The organism is Phaeobacter sp. LSS9 (genome assembly GCF_003443595.1).
GTDB classification, from domain to species: domain Bacteria; phylum Pseudomonadota; class Alphaproteobacteria; order Rhodobacterales; family Rhodobacteraceae; genus Phaeobacter; species Phaeobacter piscinae.
Genome location: NZ_CP031956.1, coordinates 1928369 through 1948360, shown reverse-complemented (window position 1 = coordinate 1948360; position 19992 = coordinate 1928369). Strand labels below are relative to the sequence as shown.

At 62.6% G+C, this 19992-nt stretch carries 21 protein-coding genes; 8 read left to right on the top strand and 13 right to left on the bottom strand.

From position 1 onward, the window contains the following. Nucleotides 1-16: 16 nt before the first annotated feature. On the bottom strand, nt 17-886 hold the full coding sequence (locus D1820_RS09235; RefSeq protein ID WP_040174397.1) for an EamA family transporter: 870 nt from the start codon (nt 884-886) through the stop codon (nt 17-19). 81 nt (nt 887-967) lie between these two features. Here D1820_RS09235 and D1820_RS09230 point away from each other — a divergent pair, with 81 nt between their 5' ends. Next, nucleotides 968-1456, top strand: a complete 489-nt coding sequence (locus tag D1820_RS09230) for a MarR family winged helix-turn-helix transcriptional regulator (RefSeq protein WP_118068717.1) — start codon at nt 968-970, stop codon at nt 1454-1456. A gap of 109 nt (nt 1457-1565) precedes the next feature. Here D1820_RS09230 and D1820_RS09225 read toward each other — a convergent pair whose 3' ends face one another. Together D1820_RS09225 and nth are read right to left on the bottom strand one after the other, a co-directional pair. Then, entirely contained in the window at nt 1566-2555 is a 990-nt protein-coding gene (locus D1820_RS09225; protein WP_040174395.1) for an adenosine kinase, read from the bottom strand. Beyond that, entirely contained in the window at nt 2552-3196 is a 645-nt protein-coding gene (nth, locus tag D1820_RS09220) for an endonuclease III (protein WP_024096028.1), read from the bottom strand. The genes D1820_RS09225 and nth overlap by 4 nt, the downstream gene beginning before the upstream one ends. A 177-nt stretch (nt 3197-3373) precedes the next feature. Between nth and D1820_RS09215 the strand changes: the two genes are divergently transcribed. Then, a complete protein-coding gene (locus tag D1820_RS09215) occupies nt 3374-4231 on the top strand; it encodes a methylated-DNA--[protein]-cysteine S-methyltransferase (RefSeq protein ID WP_096872541.1) in 858 nt (285 codons plus the stop codon). On the opposite strand, the gene D1820_RS09210 is transcribed toward D1820_RS09215, so the two are convergent. Beyond that, on the bottom strand, nt 4186-4470 hold the full coding sequence (locus D1820_RS09210; RefSeq protein WP_118068715.1) for a hypothetical protein: 285 nt from the start codon (nt 4468-4470) through the stop codon (nt 4186-4188). The genes D1820_RS09215 and D1820_RS09210 overlap by 46 nt on opposite strands. 103 nt (nt 4471-4573) lie before the next feature. On the opposite strand from D1820_RS09210, the gene D1820_RS09205 reads away from it, so the two are divergent. The 3 genes from D1820_RS09205 (at nt 4574) to D1820_RS09195 (ending at nt 6819) form a co-directional block, all read left to right on the top strand. Next, the gene (locus D1820_RS09205; protein ID WP_118068714.1) at nt 4574-5281 is read left to right on the top strand and encodes a YafY family protein; all 708 of its coding nucleotides are present in this window, start codon (nt 4574-4576) and stop codon (nt 5279-5281) included. Between the two features lie 125 nt (nt 5282-5406). After that, nucleotides 5407-6066, top strand: coding sequence for an OmpA family protein (locus D1820_RS09200; RefSeq protein ID WP_118068712.1), 660 nt, complete (start codon nt 5407-5409; stop codon nt 6064-6066). Nucleotides 6067-6276: 210 nt separating this feature from the next. Further along, the gene (locus D1820_RS09195; protein WP_096872534.1) at nt 6277-6819 is read left to right on the top strand and encodes an NADPH-dependent FMN reductase; all 543 of its coding nucleotides are present in this window, start codon (nt 6277-6279) and stop codon (nt 6817-6819) included. Nucleotides 6820-6894: 75 nt separating this feature from the next. Here the strand turns inward: D1820_RS09195 and D1820_RS09190 are convergent, their stop codons facing one another. Next, nucleotides 6895-7311: a VOC family protein gene (locus tag D1820_RS09190; RefSeq protein ID WP_102896315.1), complete on the bottom strand. Its 417-nt coding sequence runs from the start codon at nt 7309-7311 to the stop codon at nt 6895-6897. A 23-nt stretch (nt 7312-7334) separates the two neighbouring features. Next, nucleotides 7335-8402 carry an FAD-binding oxidoreductase gene (locus tag D1820_RS09185; RefSeq protein ID WP_118068711.1) on the bottom strand — a complete coding sequence of 356 codons (1068 nt, stop codon included), beginning with the start codon at nt 8400-8402 and terminating at the stop codon, nt 7335-7337. Nucleotides 8403-8460: 58 nt separating this feature from the next. On the opposite strand from D1820_RS09185, the gene mnmD reads away from it, so the two are divergent. Both mnmD and D1820_RS09175 read left to right on the top strand, forming a co-directional pair. After that, nucleotides 8461-9159, top strand: a complete 699-nt coding sequence (gene mnmD / locus D1820_RS09180) for a tRNA (5-methylaminomethyl-2-thiouridine)(34)-methyltransferase MnmD (protein ID WP_118068709.1) — start codon at nt 8461-8463, stop codon at nt 9157-9159. Continuing rightward, a complete protein-coding gene (locus D1820_RS09175) occupies nt 9156-10082 on the top strand; it encodes a DMT family transporter (RefSeq protein WP_096789822.1) in 927 nt (308 codons plus the stop codon). The genes mnmD and D1820_RS09175 overlap by 4 nt, the downstream gene beginning before the upstream one ends. On the opposite strand, the gene D1820_RS09170 is transcribed toward D1820_RS09175, so the two are convergent. Next, nucleotides 10056-12014: a lytic transglycosylase domain-containing protein gene (locus D1820_RS09170; RefSeq protein ID WP_118068708.1), complete on the bottom strand. Its 1959-nt coding sequence runs from the start codon at nt 12012-12014 to the stop codon at nt 10056-10058. The genes D1820_RS09175 and D1820_RS09170 overlap by 27 nt on opposite strands. A 141-nt stretch (nt 12015-12155) precedes the next feature. On the opposite strand from D1820_RS09170, the gene dapA reads away from it, so the two are divergent. Further along, nucleotides 12156-13028: a 4-hydroxy-tetrahydrodipicolinate synthase gene (gene dapA / locus D1820_RS09165; protein WP_118068706.1), complete on the top strand. Its 873-nt coding sequence runs from the start codon at nt 12156-12158 to the stop codon at nt 13026-13028. Between the two features lie 369 nt (nt 13029-13397). On the opposite strand, the gene D1820_RS09160 is transcribed toward dapA, so the two are convergent. The 6 genes from D1820_RS09160 to D1820_RS09135 form a co-directional block, all read right to left on the bottom strand. Continuing rightward, entirely contained in the window at nt 13398-14279 is an 882-nt protein-coding gene (locus D1820_RS09160) for a sigma-70 family RNA polymerase sigma factor (protein WP_118068704.1), read from the bottom strand. Continuing rightward, nucleotides 14276-14746, bottom strand: a complete 471-nt coding sequence (locus D1820_RS09155; protein WP_118070120.1) for a carboxymuconolactone decarboxylase family protein — start codon at nt 14744-14746, stop codon at nt 14276-14278. The genes D1820_RS09160 and D1820_RS09155 overlap by 4 nt, the downstream gene beginning before the upstream one ends. A gap of 144 nt (nt 14747-14890) precedes the next feature. Beyond that, the gene (locus D1820_RS09150; protein ID WP_118068703.1) at nt 14891-15778 is read right to left on the bottom strand and encodes a DmsC/YnfH family molybdoenzyme membrane anchor subunit; all 888 of its coding nucleotides are present in this window, start codon (nt 15776-15778) and stop codon (nt 14891-14893) included. Further along, nucleotides 15778-16572, bottom strand: a complete 795-nt coding sequence (locus D1820_RS09145; protein WP_118068701.1) for a 4Fe-4S dicluster domain-containing protein — start codon at nt 16570-16572, stop codon at nt 15778-15780. The genes D1820_RS09150 and D1820_RS09145 overlap by 1 nt, the downstream gene beginning before the upstream one ends. Continuing rightward, complete coding sequence (locus D1820_RS09140; RefSeq protein WP_162894084.1) at nt 16569-16982, bottom strand: DUF6882 domain-containing protein; 414 nt, start codon at nt 16980-16982, stop codon at nt 16569-16571. Before D1820_RS09140 ends, D1820_RS09145 begins: the two co-directional genes overlap by 4 nt. 149 nt (nt 16983-17131) lie before the next feature. After that, nucleotides 17132-19972 carry a molybdopterin oxidoreductase family protein gene (locus D1820_RS09135; protein WP_118068698.1) on the bottom strand — a complete coding sequence of 947 codons (2841 nt, stop codon included), beginning with the start codon at nt 19970-19972 and terminating at the stop codon, nt 17132-17134. Between the last annotated feature and the right edge of the window lie 20 nt (nt 19973-19992).

Sequence of the window (19992 nt, the reverse complement as noted above, 5' to 3'; positions counted from 1 at the left end):
CAGCCGGTTTGGCGGGCTAGGCGCCGGCCACCCGCCGTCTGCGCCAGCGCAAACCGCTTTGCCCCAGCCACAGGCTGAACAGCGCAAGGCCCGCGCCAATCGCCTGTTTTGCCGTCAGCACCTCGCCAAGGATTACCCAGCCCAGGATCACCGCTGACAGCGGGCTGAGCACCCCCAGAAGCGACACCACCGATGGTTCCAGCCGGGCAATGCCACGAAACCACAGGACATAGGTCGCAGCGCCGCCAATCAGGCTCATATAGGCCAGCCCAAGCAAGTTCTCGCCGCTCAGCTGCGGCACGGCGGGCAGGGACCACAGGGTGACCGGGATCAGCAACAGCCCGCCCGCCGTCAACTGCCACGCGGTGAAGGTCAGCAGCGACACAGGCGGCTGCCACTTGCGGCTCAGCACCACGCCAGCCGCCATCGCAATGGCCCCGGCGAGTCCCGCAAAAACACCGATCCCGTCCAGCTCTGCACTCGGCGTCAGCACCAGCAGCGCCACGCCAAGGATGCTCAGGCCTGCCGCCAGAACCGCCGCCATCCGCACCGGTGTCTTCAGCATCAAAGCCGACAGAAACACCACCACCAGCGGCTGCACAGCGCCCAGCGTCGCGGCCACCCCGCCGGGCAGTCGGTAGGCGGCGACAAACAGCAGGCTCCAGAAGATCGAGAAGTTCAGCGCCCCCAGCACCAAGAGCCGTGGCACCCAGTTCAGTGGCGGCAATTGCCGCACCATCAGCATCAGCAAAAGCCCCGCAGGCAAGGCCCGCAACAAGGCGACCAGCAGCGGCGACTGGCCCGGCAGCAGGCTGGTGGTGACAATATAGCTGCTGCCCCAGATCACGGGCGCCAGCGCGGTAAGGATCAGATCGCGGCTCTGCATGGCAGGCTCCTTTTGATTTCTCGACATCAAGATATAACGGTTTTTCTTGACGTCAAGATATCATCCGATAAAACACGAGCCATGGACCATGTAGATTTTGTGACCCAGCAATGGGAGCGGGAACGTCCCGACCTTGATGTATCGGCGATGGCCGTGATCGGGCGGGTTGGACGATTGGCGCAGGCCTATCAAAAGGAAATGCAGAAAACCTGGGCGCGTTATGATCTGAACGGCGCCAAATTCGATGTGCTGGCCACCCTGCGTCGCGCCGGGGCACCGCATCGCCTGTCACCGGGGGATCTGTTGCAGGCCACTATGGTGGCCTCGGGTACCATGACCAACCGCATCGATCGGCTGGTGGATGCCGGGCTGGTCGCGCGCAGCGTCAACCCCGAGGACAGTCGCGGTTTTCTGATTGAGCTGACCCCGGAAGGGCTGCGCCTGATCAATGAGGTGGTAGAGGCGCATGTCGCCACACAGGCGCGCCTGCTTGATGGTCTTGGGGCGGAAGAGCAGAAGGTTTTGACCGAGCTGTTGTCAAAGGCGCTGACCTCCGCCGACAACGCCTGATCCCGGTCAGCCCACGAACGGGGACAGCCAAAGTTTTGCCCGATGAAAAAAGCCGCCCCCGATCACTCCGGGGCGGCCTTGCTATCAGGTCTGCGGGAAAGTTCCCGGCTCAGATCAGCCCTTCGCGGCGCAGCACCTGGCTCATCACCGCCTTGGGGCGGGGGCCGATATGGCTGATCACCTCAGCCGCGCAGACATTGCCGATCTTGGCGCAGGTCTCGATATCCAGCCCCTTGGCCATGCCAAACAGGAACCCGGCTGCAAACTGATCGCCAGCCCCCGTGGCATCCACCGGCACCACCCGTTCGACCGGGACTGAGACGCGCGTGTCGCCCTCAACCACGGTGACCCCATCGCCGGAGCGGGTGCAGACCACCAGCGGGCAGATGGCAGCGGTCTTGGCCAGCGCCTCTTCCAGATCGTCGGTTTCAAACAGGGATTTGATCTCGGCCTCATTGCCGATCACGAAATCCAAATCGTTTTCGATCAGCGACAAGAAATCGGCGCGGTGGCGTTCCACACAGAAGGGATCGGAAATCGCGATGCCGCATTTGCCGCCACCTTCGCGGCAGTCCCGCGCCGCCTCCATGAAGGCGGTCTTGCCCTTGTCCTTGTCGAACAGATAGCCCTCAAGGAACATCAGCTGGGCCTTGCCCGACACCACGTCCGGCACATCCGACGACGACAACTCGGAGGAGATGCCCAGATAGGTGTTCATCGACCGCTCACCATCGCCGGAGACAAAGATCATCGAGCGCGAGGTGGGCAGCTCACCGCCCTCAACCGGCGGGTTCACAAAATCGACGCCATCATCGGCCATCGCTTGCGCGTAAAACCGTCCCAGCGCGTCATCATGGACCCGGCCGATAAACGCCGCCTCAAGCCCGAGGGCACCAGCCCCTGCAATGGTGTTCGCAACCGAACCGCCGGGCGTCTGTACCCGTTCCTGCATCGCTGCATAAAGCACCTCGCCGCGATCGCGTTCGATCAGCTGCATGATGCCCTTTTCAATGCCCATATGCTCCAGAAAGCTGTCGTCGCATTGGCTGATCACGTCCACAACGGCATTGCCGATCCCGACGAGCTGGTAGGTTTTCATAGAGTTTTATCCTCAAACTGGCAGAGATCGCGTATGATGCAGGTGGGGCACATCGGTTTGCGAGCTTTGCAATGGTAGCGTCCGTGCAGGATCAGCCAATGATGGGCATGGAGCTGAAAATCTGCCGGAATATTGTCTTCGATGGCGCGTTCGACTGCATCGACATCCTTGCCCGGCGCAATGCCCGCCCGGTTGCCAACGCGAAAGATATGGGTGTCCACCGCCTGTGCGGGCTGGCGCCACCACATGTTCAGAACCACATTTGCCGTCTTGCGCCCGACGCCGGGCAGCGATTGCAAGGCAGCGCGGGAATTGGGCACCACACCGCCGTAATCCTCGACCAGAATGCGTGACATCTTGATCACGTTCTTGGCCTTCTGACGGTATAGGCCAATGGTCTTGATATGTTCGGTCAGACCCTCTTCGCCCAGATCCAGCATCTTCTGCGGGGTATCTGCGATCTGAAACAGCGCGCGGGTTGCCTTGTTGACGCCGGCATCCGTAGCCTGTGCCGACAGCGCCACCGCCACCACCAATGTGTAGACGTTGACATGCTCCAGCTCCCCTTTGGGTTCTGGATCCGCTGCCTGAAACCGCGTGAAGATCTCACGCAGGGTGTGATAATCGAGTTGCTTTGCCATCGCGGTCCTTAATGCCGCGCAGGTCTCGTCGGCGCAAACAGAAAAGCCGCGCTAGGTGAGCGAAGCGTTACCCTGTGGTGACTGACCCATAATCAGCTGTTCGCGCAAGATCCGGGTCGCACAGCCGGGGTGTGACCCTATACTGAGGGGCAGGAACACAGGTCGGGAGGGGTCCCCATGAACATGCAGGCACGTGAACAGAGCTATCACTACGGCGTCATGCGCCGCGCGATTGAGCTGATTGACGAGGGCGGCGAGGCTTTGACCCTGGCCGAACTGGCCGCCGCCATGGATATGAGCCCGGCGCATTTTCAACGCCTGTTCTCGGCCTGGGTCGGCGTCTCGCCCAAGCGCTACCAGCAGTATCTGCGCCTTGGCCACGCCAAGACCCTGTTGCAGGAGCATTTCACCACGCTGGAGGCGGCCCATGCGGTTGGTCTTTCCGGCAGTGGCCGTCTGCATGATCTGTTCCTGCGCTGGGAGGCGATGAGCCCCGGTGAATATGCCCGCAAGGGGGCCGGCCTGCGCATCCTCTGGGGTTGGTTTGACAGCCCGTTTGGACTGGTCCTGGTGATGGGCACGGAGAAGGGGATCTGTGGTATGGGCTTTGCCGCAGAAACCGGGGCGGAGCCGACCATGGCCGATATGCGCAGCCGCTGGCCCGATGCCGATTTTGTCGAGGATCCGATGGCTCTGCGCGCGATGGTGGAGGCGATTTTTGATCAGCGGGGCGATGCCGCGCTGCATATGATCGGCGCGCCCTTGCAGATCAAGGTCTGGGAGGCGCTGTTGCGCATCCCCTCGGGGCAGGTCACCACCTATTCCGAGATTGCCCACGCCATCGGCGCGCCCCGTGCGGTGCGCGCCGTCGGCACGGCGGTGGGGCGCAACCCGGTCAGCTGGCTGATCCCCTGCCACCGCGCGCTGCGCAAATCCGGCGCCCTTGGTGGCTATCACTGGGGTCTGCCGGTCAAACGCGCGATGCTGGCCTATGAGGCGGCGCGCGATGAGGGGCAGCAGGACGGCGCGGCCTGATCCGCACCCGCCGCGCCCTGATCCGCGCGCCGCGCAAACAGGCGCCGCAGCAGTCCGGGGCGTTTGGCGGTCGACATCGGTTCTGCCTCCGCGCGCGCTGCGGCTTTGGCGGCTTCCTCAGCCGCACCCCGAATCTGTGCGGCGTCTCGCTCCGATTCGTAAGATTTGGGAAACCGGCGCTGTGCCTCCCATTTGTCCTTGCCCAGCGTGATCAGAACAATCCAGTCATAGGTCAACATGGTGTCTCTCCTTTTGTCTGAAACGAGAAAACCACAACGCTGCTGACACGCTTTGTCAGCGGGGCGTGCTAAGATGTCAGCAGCCTGTCAGTGGAGAAAACCCATGGAACGCACCGGTCGCCTGTTCGAAGTCATCCAGATCCTGCGCGCCGCCAGCGCCCCGATCCGGGCGGAGGATCTGGCGGAGAAGCTTGAGGTCTCCAAGCGGACCGTCTACCGCGATATCGCCGCACTGCAAGGCATGCGTACCCCGATCGAGGGGGAGGCAGGCATCGGATATATGCTGCGCAAGGGCTATGACCTGCCGCCGCTCAACTTTGACGATGAAGAGCTGGAGGCGCTTTATGTGGGGCTGTCGATGCTGATCCGCACCGGGGATGGCGCCTTGCAGGCGGCTGCCATAAGGGTCTGCCGCAAGGTGATGGAGTGCCGTTCACCGGGGGATCGGCTGCAAGTGGCCCCCTGGGGTGGCGCCCCGCCGGATGACCCCGAACTCGGCTGCGTCTCCAAGGGGCTGCTGCGTCAGGCCGTCCGCGAAAGCCGCAAGCTGCGGCTCACCTATCTTGGCCCGGACAGTGGTGAGACCCAGCGGCTCCTGCGCCCGCTGGCGCTGATCTACAATGTTGAAACCACATTGTTGGCCGCCTGGTGCGAGTTGCGGGGCGGTTTTCGTCACTTTCGCACCGACCGGATGCTCTGCGCCGATCTGCTTGAGGACAGCTTTGTCGGCGAGGCAGATCTGCTGCGCAAACTCTGGATGGAACAGGAGGGCGGTGTCAGCGGCGACGAGGACCAGATCCCTTCAATCTAAAGCGGAAACTGGGCAGGTTTTCGCCGAGGCAAAAGAGCGCTACCTTGTGATGGCAGCGCCGCAGCACGATATTCTACCGGATGCACGGGCGCTGCCCGGATTGAGCAAGCAAAAGGCAGATTTTGATGATGCAGATGAAACTTACCACCGCCGCCATTGTGGCCGCTGGCCTTGGCCTGACCGCCTGTACCGATCCCGCAACCATCGGAACCCCTGGCAGCAAAACCCAGAACGGCGCGTTGATTGGGGGCCTGATCGGGGCGGGCGTTGGCGCCGCGGCCAATGATTCCGACCGGGGTCTGGGCGCTGTCACCGGTGCGCTGGTCGGGGCTGCCGCCGGCAGCGTGATTGGCAACCAGCTGGACGCACAGGAACGGGAGCTGCGCCAGTCAATTTCCAACGATGGCATTTCCATCGTCAACACTGGCGACCGCCTGATCGTGTCGCTGCCCAATGATTTGACCTTCGCCACCGACAGCTCGGCGATTTCGCCTGCGGTACGCTCTGACCTGAACAAAGTGGCCAGTAGCCTGGTGCGCTACCCCAACAGCCAGGTGCAGGTGATCGGCCACACCGACAGTGATGGCGACGCGGGCTATAACCAAGGCCTGTCCGAGCGCCGCGCCAATGCGGTCGCCGATCAGATCCAGGCCGGCGGTGTGCCCTACAACCGCGTGCAGATCATTGGCCGCGGTGAGAGCCAGCCGGTGGCCTCCAACCTCACTGCCGAGGGCAAGGCCCGCAACCGCCGCGTCGAAATCGTGGTGATCCCGCAGGGCGCCTGATCCCCAAATCGGCGCAACAGCCGCGACACTCATGAAAGACCGCGCTGAAGGGCGCGGTCTTTTTTGTGCGAAAATGTGCAGGTTTGGCATTTATATGTGCGCATTGTGAACTTATGCACATGGGTTGCGCAGGGTTTGGGCTTTTCTTGCGGCTGAAGCGGAATAGGTTGGGACCAGACAGACATTGCCAACCGAAAGAGGTCTCCTTCCATGTCCGATCCTAAAATTCTCACCATCTCCGGCTCTCTGCGCGCAGGGGCCACCAATCGCAAACTGCTCGCCGAGGCGGTGCGCCTGTTTGGCCCTGCCGAGGTCAGCGAGGCCGATCTCAACCTGCCACTGTATGACGGCGATGATGAACAGGCGCGTGGCATTCCTGCGGCGGTTCAAACACTTGCCGATCAGATCGGGGCGGCGGATGCGGTGATTATCTCCACTCCGGAATACAATGGCGCGCCATCAGGTGTGTTGAAAAACGCCCTCGATTGGGTCAGCCGCACCAGCAACAAGCCCTGGCAAGACAAGCCCGTCGCCATCATGTCCGCCGCTGCGGGTCGTGCCGGCGGTGAGAAATCCCAGATGCTGCTGCGCACGTTTCTCGTGCCGTTTCAGCCCCGCGTCCTGACTGCGCCGCAGGTACATCTGGCGGCATCGCATTCGGAATTCGACGAAGGCGGCCGGCTACTCAGCGATCTCTACACCGAAACGCTTGAGGCGCTGATGACCGCGCTGCGGGCCGAAATCGCGCGCTAAGTCAGACGAAGACCCAGCAGACCCGGTGCGAGCTGATCGCTCCGGGTTTTTTGCGGCCTGATGCGAGGTGCCGGGCTAGCCGTCGCGGCTCGGCTCATCCGGGTTACTGGAGAAAAGTGCAATCTTGTTGCCCTGCGGGTCACGCAGATATCCCACGTAGAACCCCGCACTATAAGCCGCGCGAAATCCCGGCGCGCCCTCATCCGTTCCCCCTGCCGCCACTGCAGCGGCATGCAGGGCGCGCACCTGCGCCTGCGTGTCGGCCTGAAAGGCCACCATCACCCCATTGCCCGCCGCAGCAGGCGCGCCGTCAAACGGATGTTTGACATAGACATCCGGCGCGGTCGGAACCTCTCCCTCCGCCACCGGCAGGGCAAAGCTGAGGCCGTCGGACCCTTCGCTGAAATCATAGCCAAGTGCCGGCAGGAACGCGGTGTAGAACGCCCGGGCGCGGGTTATGTCATTGGTGCCGATGGTGATATAGGCGATCATCTCTCTGCCCCCCCGCCTGTCATTCAGAAGTTATCTTCGACCCGGAAACCTTCGGGGATATCATCCCGCCCATCCAGCAGAAGATCGGCCATGGTCTCGGCCAACTTGGGCGCCATGCCAAAGCCTATCTTGAAACCACCGTTGGCAATGAAATGACCGCGCCGATCCGGCCAGCCCCCCAGCATCGGCGCGCGGGAGCGGGCACGGGGGCGCACCCCGGCCCAACGTTCGATCACCTCAGCCCCGTGCAGCACCGGCAGGGCAGCCCGCGCCCGGTCGATCACCTCGTCCAGCTGCGCATCGGTGCTGCTGGGATCCTCAAACTCGCGTTCACTGGTGGAGCCAATCGCCAATGTGCCATCCGCATGGGGAATGATGTGCAGCCCATCCGCATAAAGCTGTGGCACCTCCGGCCCTTCGGCAAAGCGCAGGAGTGCGGCCTGACCCTTCACCCCATTGCCCACTATCTTGCCTGCCGCCGGGCCGTCGGGACCTGCCAGCATCCGGTTCAGCTCCAGCAATCCGGCATAACCCTTGGCATGGACCACCAGCCCCTGATCGGGCGCCTCTGCCTGCACCGTGATCCCCATGACCGCCAGCCCTGCCACCAGCGCAGCACAGGCGTGGCGGGGATGCATTCGCGCGCTGAGCGTGTCGTGGATCACATAGCCCGTGGCGCTGGGCGGCACCCATGGCCCCACCTCAGAGACCGGGCAGACGCGCCATTCGGCCTCGCCCTTCCAGTAGGTCTGCGCAGTCCCTTCGCGGGCGCGGGCCAGATCCAACGTGCGCTGGTCTTGGATCGGTTGCAGCCGTCCGGTGCGACCATAACCGGGAGAGACCCCGCCGGTGGCCTCAACCTCGGCCCAGAACGCGTTGGCCATCAGCAGGCTTTCCAACTGGTACTGCTTCTTTGGGTTCCAGTTCTCCGGCACATGCGGGGCCAGCGCGCCGACCAGCCCGCCGCTGGAGCCGGCGCCCGCCCCAAACGGGTCAATCACCTGCACCGATGCGCCGCGTCGCGCACAGGTCCAGGCGATGGACAGCCCAAAGATCCCGGCGCCCCGGACGGTGATATCTGCCATTGCCATTTTCGCACCCTTTCGCCAGTGTCGCGCCGTTCCACCGCATCATTTAGGGGATAATAGCATGGCAGACCAGCAGGCGCGGCTCAGCTGGCGGGATGGCAGCATTCCGGTATCCGATCGGTTCGACGACCCCTATTTCTCCATCCATGATGGGCTGGCCGAGACCGGGCATGTGTTTCTGGACGGCAATGATCTGGCAGCGCGCTTTGCCAGCGCGATAGAGACAGGGGCCGATTTCCACATTGCCGAACTGGGCTTTGGCACCGGTCTGAACCTGCTGGCGGCCTGGCGTGCCTGGGAGATGGCGCAGGAGGGCCGCGCCGCATCATCGGTGCTGCATTTCACCAGTTTCGAGGCCTTCCCGATGGCGGTGGAGGATATGGCCCGCGCGCTGGAGGCTTTTCCCGAGGTGGCGCCCTGGGCTGAACGGTTTCTGGCGGTCTGGGACGGCGCCGGGGCGTGCGATCTGGACAATTTGCGCGTCAATGTCATCACCGGCGACGCCCGCGTGTCGCTGCCGGAGTGGACAGGCAAGGCGGATGCCTGGTTTCTGGATGGGTTTTCACCGGCCAAGAACCCGGAGCTGTGGCAGGAGGACCTGCTGGGCGAGGTCGCCCGCCACACCGCAACCGGCGGCAGCGCGGCGACCTATACGGCGGCAGGATTTGTCCGCCGTGGGTTGGAGGCCGCCGGATTTGAGGTTTCCCGCACGCCCGGTTTCGGGCGCAAGCGGCATATGACAAAGGCACAATTGCGATGACCATGCGCCCCGATGCGAAGATCCTGGAGCCTCATCCGCCCCGGATCACGCCGATCACCCAGAAGAACAACGTCACCGCCGGTGTGCTTTTGATGATTGCTGCAACGGTGGTCTTTGCCATGCAGGACGGGATCTCGCGGCATCTAGCGGGACAGTACAACACCTTCATGGTGATCATGGTGCGGTATTGGTTCTTTGCGCTGTTTGTGATTGCGCTTGCTGCGCGCGCGCCGGGGGGTATTCGTGCCACAGCCCGCACCGATCAGCTGGGGTTGCAGATCTTTCGCGGGGTGCTGCTGGTCGCGGAAATCTGCGTTGCCGTCTATGCCTTTACCGTGCTGGGACTGGTCGAAAGCGTCGCGGTCTTCATCTGCTACCCGCTCTTGGTTGCGGCTCTTAGCGGGCCGGTGCTGGGGGAGCAGGTGGGATGGCGGCGGTGGGCGGCGATTTCGGTGGGGTTGATTGGCGTGCTGATCATCCTGCAACCCGGTATCGGCGTCTTTGATCCGCTGGCGATTATCCCGTTTATCTCGGCGCTGATGTTTGCGCTTTATGGTCTGATCACCCGCTATGCGGCGCGGCGTGACAGCACGGCGACCAGTTTCTTCTGGACCGGTGTTGCGGGCATGGTGGCGATGACCCTTGTGGGGATGTGGCATTGGGAGCCGATGAGCCAGGGCGACTGGATGTGGATGGCGATCCTGTGCGTCACCGGGGTGATCGGGCATTGGCTGCTGATCAAATGCTACGAGATGGCCGAGGCCAGCGCAGTGCAGCCCTTTGCCTATTTCCACCTGATCTGGGCGGCGGCGCTTGGGGTGATTGTTTTCGGCGAGGTGATCCGCACCAATGTCGCCATCGGTGCGTCCATCATCGTGGCGGCTGGCCTGTTCACCCTATGGCGCGAACGCGTCAAGGGTTGAGCCTGCGAGTTCCTGCGAGAAAGGCACCGGCAGCGGCGTCTTGCCAAGGCGCGCGCGGTAGACAGGCAGGCTTTCGGTGACGCGCATCACGTAGTTGCGCGTCTCGTTGAAGGGGATGTGTTCGATCCAGTCGACAATCCCCGGCGTGCTGTCACGCGGATCGCCATAGCGCTCCATCCAGGCCTTGGGGCGATGGGGGCCTGCGTTATAACCTGCCGCCATCATCACCACATTGCCGTTAAAATCACCCGCCAGATCGGCAAGGTAGTTGCTGCCCAGAAGGGCGTTATAGGACCAGTCGGAGATCAGCCGTCCCGTTGTGTGATTGGCCTGAATACCCATGTTTGAGGCGACCAGCTTGGCGGTGGCGGGCATCACCTGCATCAGCCCCCGCGCGCCCGCATGGCTGATCACGATGGGGTCGAATTCGCTTTCTCGCCGGGCAATGGCGAGGGTCATTTCGCGTGCCATCGGCAGGTCCCTCTGCGCGACGGGATGCAGCGGGAAATAAGCCGCCTCCAGCTCTTCGCCCTTTTGAGCGGCGCGTTTTGCGACCATCACCGCCAGATGCGGCTCTTCCATGGCGACGGCCATCTCCCCCAGCTGGCGCGCCTCGATCGGGCCGAGCCCCTCCACCAGATGGGTAAGGAAGCGTTCCGCCAGCGGCAGATCGCCTGCCTGCAACAGCAACAGCCCGGCCTCCGCCACGGTGGAGTTCAAAAACCCAGCCGCGCGCCAGTCAGGCAGCTGCGGCGGGGTGATGAGGTCTGGATCAAAGGGACGGCCCAGAACCTCTGCCGCCAGCAACCCGTAGAAGGATGTCTGATAGTCGGCAGCCTTGGCATAGGCGGCGTGGGCTTTCTCGATATCGCCATGGGCACCATAGGCCTGACCCAGCCAATAGCCGCCACGACCCACCGAAATCGGGCTTTCGACGGAGGCAAGGAACCGTTCAAAGTGATAGGCGGCGAGTTCCGGGTCGTTCAACTTGCGCAGGGCGATATAGCCTGCCAGCCATTCGCAATCGGAGTAGCCATAGCCTGCATCCTCCGGCGCGAAGTGATGCGCGGCCAGCTGATAGGCGCGTTCGTGATTGCCGTCGCGCATGTCCTGCCGCGCCAGATCGCGGCGACGGCGCAGCCATTTGGCTGGCTCGCCCAGTTTTTCGGCGGTGGTGCTTCGATCCATCATCAGGGTGATGGCATCCTCCTGCCGCCGCTTGCGGTCGCGCCAGGCAAAGCGGTCATAGGCCAGGCCCGCGTTATCCTTCAGCGCGTCGGGGACGGCGGCGATCTTGCCATCCACACCCGGTTCCGCCTCCTGTAACGCCAGTCGGGCCTCTGCCAGTTTGCGCTGATCGGCACTGACCAGTGGCAACATCCGCCTTGCGCTGACCTTGTGGCCGTCCCACAGCAGCCGGTCCAGCCGGGCGGCGTGATGGGGGGTCAGAAGTTTGGCGTGGCGTTTCAGATAATCGTCCTGAATGACCGACCCCATGGGCATGGTGCGCCAGGCCAGAACCAGCTCTGCCTCGCCTTCGCCTTTCTGCCCGGCTGCGATCAGCGCGCGGCCATAGCTCAGCGCGCCTTCGGCCGTCTGCGGAGGGGTGTCTTTGTAGAAGGCAAGGATGGTCTTACGCCCGGCCTCGGCAATCTGTGGCTCATTCTTGCGCCGCAGCAGCGCCAGCCCCGGCCAGTCAGACCGCCGCGCCAGAAACGCCATCACATCGGCGGCCGACCCCATGCCTGCGCGCAGCCGGTGCCATTCGATCACATCGCGGGCGACGGTGGCTTCATGGCCGGCACTCCGCCCGGCCTCGCTCCATTTTTCCGAGCGCATTAGCTCCAGCGCGCGACCAAGGTCCACGGCCATGGCAGCGGTGCCGCTCAGAGTGGCGGAAATGAGGGCAATAAGGGCCAGAATGCGTGTCATCTCTTGCATTTTCCAACGTTCCGGGGATAGAGCCAATGACGATAATCCGTGACCTGCCGGTATCAACTCAAATCCCCGGCATGTCCATCACTCAAGCCGGTGCAATTCTGCGCCCGCACGAACAGCAAAGGGAGCGTGCCCATGTTCAAAGGCTCTATGCCAGCCCTCGTCACCCCGTTTTCCAACGGCGAGCTGGATCTGGATACGCTCAAACGGTTGGTTGAGTGGCACATTGATCAGGGCTCTACAGCGCTGGTCCCGGTGGGAACCACCGGTGAAAGCCCGACGCTGACCCACGAAGAGCATGAGACCGTCATTGCCGAAGTGGTGAAAATCGCGGCAGGCCGGGTGCCGGTGATCGCCGGGGCCGGATCCAACAACACGGTTGAGGGCAAGCGGTTCGTGCAATTCGCCGCCGAGGTTGGCGCCGATGCCGCGCTGGTGGTGACGCCCTATTACAACAAGCCGACCCAGCGCGGATTGATCGCGCATTTCACCGAGCTGCATAACTGCGCCGATATTCCGATTGTGATCTACAATATTCCCGGTCGCTCGGTCATCGACATGACCCCTGCCACCATGGGCGAACTGGCCAAGCTGGAGCGCATCATCGGTGTGAAGGACGCCACCGGCGATATCGCGCGTGTCTCGCAGCAGCGCGCCTCTTGTGGTGCGGATTTCATCCAGCTGTCTGGCGAGGATGCCACCGCGCTGGGCTTCAACGCCCATGGTGGGGTTGGCTGTATTTCGGTCACTGCAAACGTCGCGCCGAAGCTCTGCGCGGAGTTCCAGACGGCGACGCTGGCCGGTGATTACGCGAAGGCGCTGGAGTATCAGGACAAACTGATGCCGCTGCATGAGGCGATCTTCATTGAGCCGGGTCTGGCGGGTGCGAAATACGGCCTGTCGAAACTGGGCCTGTGCAGCGAGGAGGTGCGCCTGCCGCTGACCGGTCTGGAAGACAGCACCAAGGCGGCAATCGACGCCGCCATGGCGCACGCAGGTCTGCTGTAAGCGCAGCACAGCGATCATAGACACGTCATCTCAGGCCGGGACGCTGCTGCGTTCCGGCCTGTTTCGTTTTGGCTGTCTTCTGTCTCTAACTGGCGGTTTAGGGTCACATCGCCAGGGCCAGATCCGTCGGAAATGAAAAAGGCGGCGCCGCCCCGGTGAAGGTCCCGGGAAAGGCTGGAAGTTGCGGGACGCGTCACTGCCCCGGTGCCAAACTGTTTTGCACGAACCCTGGCGGCATCACTGCCAACAGGGCCGGTTTCCATGGTGTCCGGGGGCGTAAATCCCGGAGGTGATCGCGATCCGGAACAGGATAGTGCCGCCAGATGTATCAACGGTAAGCGGGGCGTGCGCCGCATTGGCAACGGCGGGTCACCCGAGCACGGATGTCAGATGCCGTGTCTTATCCGGGTTGCGGGTGACATAGATGCGGGCAATCCGGCCGTCGCGAATCTCCAACGAGGTGGCTTGCAGAATGCCATCCTCGCCCCGGCTCAGAATGGCGGGCAGGCCATTGAGCTGGCACAGGCGCCATTGATCTGGCGCTGTGTGATGGCCTTTGCGAGCCAGCCCCGCGAGCAGCCGCAGCACCTTGTCGCGTCCATAGATCGGATTGAGTGCTGCCATCGCCTTGCCGCCGCCGTCAGAGATTAGCTGCACATCTTCGCTCAGCAACCGGGTGAGGGCGGTCATATCCCCGGTTTTGGAGGCCCGAAAGAACGCCTCGGTCAGCGCCTCGCCTTGGTCTGGGCGGCTGGGGGCCTCCGGTCGCAAGGCCTGCACCTTGCGGCGCGCGCGGGTGGCCAGTTGGCGGCAAGCCTCGGGCGAGCGGTTCAGCGCGGAGGCCACGTCGCTATAAGAGCTGTCAAAGATATCATGCAGAAGGAAGGCCGCGCGTTCCAGCGGGGAGAGGGCGTCCAGCGCCAGCAGAAGCGCAACCGAAACGTTATGATCCAGCAGCTCGGTGGCATCATCGGTCAGCACGGGTTCCGGCAACCACTCGCCGGGGTAGGTCTCGCGCCGTTTGCGGGCTGATTTCAACTGATCGAGACAGAGCCGCGTGGTGATCCGCATCAGGTACCCGGTCGGGTCCAGAACCTCCCCTCTGGGGGCCGACTGCCAGCGCAGATAGGCGTCCTGCAGGATATCTTCGGCATCGGTCACGCTGCCCAGCATCCGGTAGGCGGCCGCAAACAATCGCGGCCGCGCTGTCAGAAACGCATCGGTTCCTGTGTCTTTGGTCTGTGCTGTCACGCCGTGTTGGCCCCTGTGCTGCTCTCGCTCACAGGGTGGGCGCTGCGGAAGCCGATTGCAATGCGGTTCCAGCTGTTGATGGCGCCGATCAGCAGCGTCAGCAGCACCTGTTCGCGCGGCTCAAACAGCTCTGCCACGGCGTCATAGTCGGCATCGGGTGCGGCGGTGGCCTCCACCCGTGTCAGCGCCTCGCACCACGCCAGCGCCGCGCGTTCGCGGGGCGTGTAGAGCGGCGATTCGCGCCAGGCGTTCAGCAGATGCATCCGGTCCTCGCTCTCGCCATGGGCGCGCATCTCATGGGTGTGCATGTGGATGCAGAAGGCGCAGCCGTTGATCTGGGAGGCGCGCAGTTTCACCAGTTCCACCACACTGAATTCCAAGGTGCTGTTTTTGAACAGGGTTTCCTGCTCCATCATCGGTTTGAACAGATCCCCGGCGGTAGAGAAATAATCGAGACGTTGCGACATCATTTGGTCCTTTCTGATGGGTTCAGAAACAGGACGAGGCAGCGGGTGGGTTTGTGACATGGCCGGTGGTTTTTTTGAAAAAAGATGTGGCCCATGAAAAAGGGCGCCGCTGGGGCGCCCTGATCCTTGTGGGTTTGGGATGGCTCAACGCTTGCCGTAATACAGCCCGACCACATGTTCGGCCTGGGCAAAGAACAGCCAGCGGGAAACCGCGATGCCCGCGATGTGCAGCAGTACGGCGACGCCTGCGAGCAGGTGTTTGAGCATCAGGCCTTCAACCGGCAGGATGAGGCAGATCAAGGGCAGCGCAAAGCCTGAGGCAAAGGCGATCACCCGCAGTTTCTGCGCATGTTTGCGCCCGACCACATGCACAAACTCACGCAGCAGGTAGTTTGAGCCGGTATGGGGCGGTTCAAACGCACGCACTGTGCCGCGATCACCAAGGCCGGTGGCGGTACCCATATCGGTGCCAGAGGTGGCAAAGGCCTGATCGCCCTTGGCCCAATAGGCCAGCTGCACCGAACCTGCGATGGCCAGAAGCCAAGGCGCCAGCGCCTCCGCCCCGGCCAGCAGTGACCCGCCCGCAAGACTGAAGGACAGGAACATCACCGGCGTCAGCGACATGTTCCAGCGCGGAATGGTCTTCAGCTGGGTGTAGATCATCGAGGTCGTGAAGACGGTCGCCAGCGACAGCGCCGCGCCGATCCAGCCGAGCACCCACCAATGGGTGTCCAGAAACACCGCGCCAAAGGCAAAGAGGCCCATCACAATGAGGGCCGCAACGGCGCAGATGCCTTCGCGGCTGAGCCAGCTGGTTTTCCACTGGCTAAAGGCGCGCCAGGCCCGTTCCGGCCGGCCAAGGTGAAAGGTCGAGGCCAAGAGCCCGCCCACCGCAAAGCCAAAGGCGATGGCGTAGAACACAAACGCGACCCAGCCGGTTACCTCAGGCTTGCCAAGGCCAAGGAAGGCCAGAAGGCCAAAGCCGAGACCAGAGAGGATGGTGAAGAGGATAACAGAAGGTGCGGGATGCATCAGTTCGATCCCCCTTCAGAGTGACCCGGAAGTTTGTCGAGAGCCTTGTCCAGCCAGCCGAGGAAGCCCTTGGGCTCCTCTGCGACGGGGGCCAGCAGCGGGGCCAGAATGTCGATCTGATCCTCGATCTGATCCTTGGGGCGGGGGGGCAGGTATTTGTTCACAGGCTTGGTGCCCATTTCCGGCATCAGGTCCATGCCGCCGCGCTCTGCCACCAGTTTGGAGACATCGCTGTCAGGATCCCCCAGATCGCCAAAGTGGCGCGCGCCTGCCGGGCAGGTCCGCACGCAGGAGGGGACCCGGTCCACCTCTTCGAGGTTCTCATTGTAGATCCGGTCCACACAGAGCGTGCATTTCTTCATCACCCCTTCGGCCAGATCCAACTCACGGGCGCCATAGGGGCAGGACCAGGCACAAAGGCCACAGCCGATGCAGTTGGATTCATTGACCAGAACGATGCCATCCTCCACCCGTTTGTAGCTGGCTCCGGTGGGGCAGACGGTGACGCAGGGGGCGTCTTCGCAATGCAGACAGGATTTCGGGAAATGCACCAGCTGGGCCGCCGGGTTGGGCTGGCTGGCACAGGGGGATGGCTGCACCTCATAGGAATGCACGCGGTTGAGGAAGGTGCCCGAGGGATCGGCGCCATAGGCATTCTGATCTGATAACGGCGCGCCATAGTTTTCGGTGTTCCAGCCCTTGCAGGAAATCACACAGGCATGGCAGCCAACGCAGGTGTCCAGGTCAATGACCAGACCCATCTTGCGGTCGGTCTTGGTGGGAAGCTCGGTCATTGCAGGACCCTCCATTTTGGGTCTGTAATCGCCCAGAAAAAGCGCAAATTCTCGTCGACAGGGGCGGAATAGACCCCCTCGACCTCGGCGAGGTTGCCCGCCAGTTTCACCAGATGCCAAGCATCGTTCAATGAGCACCAAACGGGCTGGGACATCAAAACCTGATGGTTGTTGGCGTCACCATAATCAAAGCAATGTGACGCAACCTCTGTGCGCGCAGGGTCCAGATGCGGATTGGCCCAGGCCCAGAGAAACTCCTGTCGAGGTTCGAACCAGCTGCCGATGTAGGACAATGGGGTTTCCATAATGCCGCCGTCCGGGAAATGAAACTCAAGCATGCCAACGTCGTCATCATATCCCCAGGTGCCCTGACCGTTCCCGATGCCAAAGTCGCGGGTCAGGCGGTCCATCTTTTGATCCATTTGCACACAGGCCTTTTGGATCTGCGCATCGAGATTGGGGTCCGTCACAGCGTGGCGTGCGTCGCAGTTATCACAGGCGATTTCAAAATCGAATATGGGCGGCTGCGTAGGGGGCTCTGTAGGTTTGAAAGGCCAGATCATTCGCCCACCTTCCATTTCAGTTCTTTCGGGCCTGTGCCGACCGGGGACTCCTGCGCCGGTACGGCTGGCTGGCTTTCCTGCATGTCAGACGGCGCGGCGGCTTTTTCGATCTTCACCTTCAGATCGAACCACGCGGCCTGACCGGTGATCGGGTCGGAATTGGCCCAACGAAGCCCGTCGCCCTTGGGCGGCAGCAGTTCGTGGATGAGGTGATTGAGGAGGAAGCCCTTGGTGGCCTCGGGGGCATTTTCCTCAAGGGCCCAGGCTCCCTTGCGCTTGCCGATGGCGTTCCAGGTCCAGACGGTGTTTTCATTGAGCGCGGCCATCTCCATCACCGGCACGGTGATTTCGCCATGAGGGGAGGTGACCTTGGCCCAGTCGCCATCACTGAGGTTGTTCTCGCGCATCAGCTTGGTTGGCACATATAGGGGATTGCGGCCGTGGATCTGGCGCAGCCAGGCGTTCTGCGTGCCCCAGGAATGATACATCGCCATGGGCCGCTGGGTGAGGGCGTTGACGGTGAAGCCCTCGTTGCCCTGCTGATCGGTTTCATACCAGATCGGCAGCGGGTCCATCGTCTCCTTGATGCGGTCGCGCAGATGCTCGGGCGGCTGACGCTCACCGTGGCCTTCGGCGGCCAGCTGGAATTTGCGCAACGGCTCCACATAGAGCTGGAACAGATAAGGCTGCGGGCTGTCAAAGAGGCCGAGGTTCACCGCCCAGTCCTGATAGGCCATGTTCCAGGGTTTGAAATAGCTGGCCTCTGCCGGGATATGCTCAACAAAGAAACCACCGTTTTCGATGTATTTATCCAGCTGTTCGGGGTTCACCTCGCCCCGGCCGACCTTGCTGCCGTCCTCGCCCCGGAAGCCTGCAAGTGGGCCGATGCCGGGTTTGCGTTCGTGGTTCACGATATAGTCGGCGTAGTCCTGCCATTTCGCTGTGCCGTCTTCATGGGTGAAGCCGGGCAGTTTCATCTTATTGGCCAGCTGCACCAGCACGGTCTGAAAACCGCGCACGTCGCGGTCGGGTTCAACCACGGGCCAGCGGATTGCGTCGGCTGCGCCGTCGGCCTCGCAGATGGGACGGTCGAGGAGGGAGATACAGTCGTGCCGTTCCAGATAGGTGGTGTCGGGCAGGATCAGATCCGCATAGGCCACCATTTCCGAGGAATAGGCGTCGGAATAGATGATCCGAGGGATCACATAGTCGCCATTGTCGTCGGTGTCGGTGAGCATTTCCATCACGCCGCGCGTGTTCATCGAGGAGTTCCACGACATATTCGCCATATACATGAACAGCGTGTCGATCTTGTAAGGATCACCGGCATGGGCGTTGGAGATCACCATATGCATCAGCCCGTGGCTGGACATCGGGTTTTCCCAGGTGAACGCCTTGTCGATGCGCGCCGGGCTGCCGTCGGTCTTCAGTGCCAGATGTTCCGGCCCGTGCACGAAGCCCAGATGCGGGCCATCCAGCGGTTTGTTTGGGGTGACGCGGCAATGGGGGGCGGGATGCGCCTCTACCGGTTTGGGGTAGGGCGGTTTGAAGCGGAAGCCGCCGGGCGCCTCCACCGTGCCCAGAAGGATCTGCAACACATGCAGCGCGCGGCAGGTCTGGAAGCCGTTGGCATGGGCCGAGACACCGCGCATGGAGTGCATGGCGACCGGGCGGCCTTTCATGGTTTTGTGGGTCTCACCGCGGAAATCGGTCCATTCCTGTTCCAGCTCAAACGCTTCGTCAAAGGCGACGCGGGCCAGCTCGGCGGCGATGGCGCGGATGCGCTTGGCGGAGACGCCGCAACGCTCGGCCACGGCTTCGGGGGCGTAGTCGTCGCTGAGATAGCGCTGGGCCATCAGTTGGAAGACGGACACATGGGTGATGCCATTGAGTTCAAACGAGCCGCCCAGATCGGGGCGCACGCCATGCATGTCAAAGGGCGCAAGCTGGCCGGTCTTGCGGTTGATCACCAGAGGCGCGCCATGGTCATCGCGCAGGAACAGGCCGTAATCGGCGCTATCTGGATCCTGATTGACCAGCACCGGCGCGTTGGTGAACTGGCTGAGGTACTCCAGATCAATCTTGCCCGCCTTCATCAGCACATGTACCAGCGCCAGGATGAACAGACCGTCGGTGCCCGGCGTGATGCCGACCCAATCGTCAGCCACAGCGTTGTAGCCGGAGCGGATTGGATTAACGCCAATGACCCGCGCGCCGCGCGCCTTGATCTTGCCAATGCCCATCTTGATGGGGTTGCTGTCGTGGTCCTCGGCGACGCCAAACAGCATGAACAGCTTGGTGTGATCCCAGTCGGGCTGGCCGAATTCCCAGAACGCGCCGCCCATCGTGTAGATGCCGGCGGTGGCCATATTGACCGAGCAGAACCCACCGTGGGCTGCATAGTTGCAGGTGCCAAAGTTCTGCGCCCAGAAACTGGTGAAGCTCTGGGATTGGTCGCGCCCGGTAAAGAACGCCAGCTTTTCCGGGTTATCCTCGCGGATGGGTTCCAGCCAGCCAGCGGCAATGTCCAGCGCCTCGTCCCAGGAGATCTCCTCGAACTTGCCGGAGCCGCGCGGGCCGACGCGCTTCATCGGCGCGCGCAGACGTGACGGCGCGTTGTGTTGCATGATCCCGGCAGAGCCTTTGGCGCAGAGCACGCCCTTGTTCACCGGATGATCGCGGTTGCCCTCGATATAGGCGACTTTCTTTTGGCCATCCTCATCCGTTTTCATGTGGACGTTGATGCCGCAGCGGCAGGCGCACATGTAGCAGGTGGTCTGGCGGATCTCGTCCGACACGGGCGGCGAGGTGTCTAGCTGGGGCTGGGTATGTGCCATGGTGTCCCTGTTCGGTGATG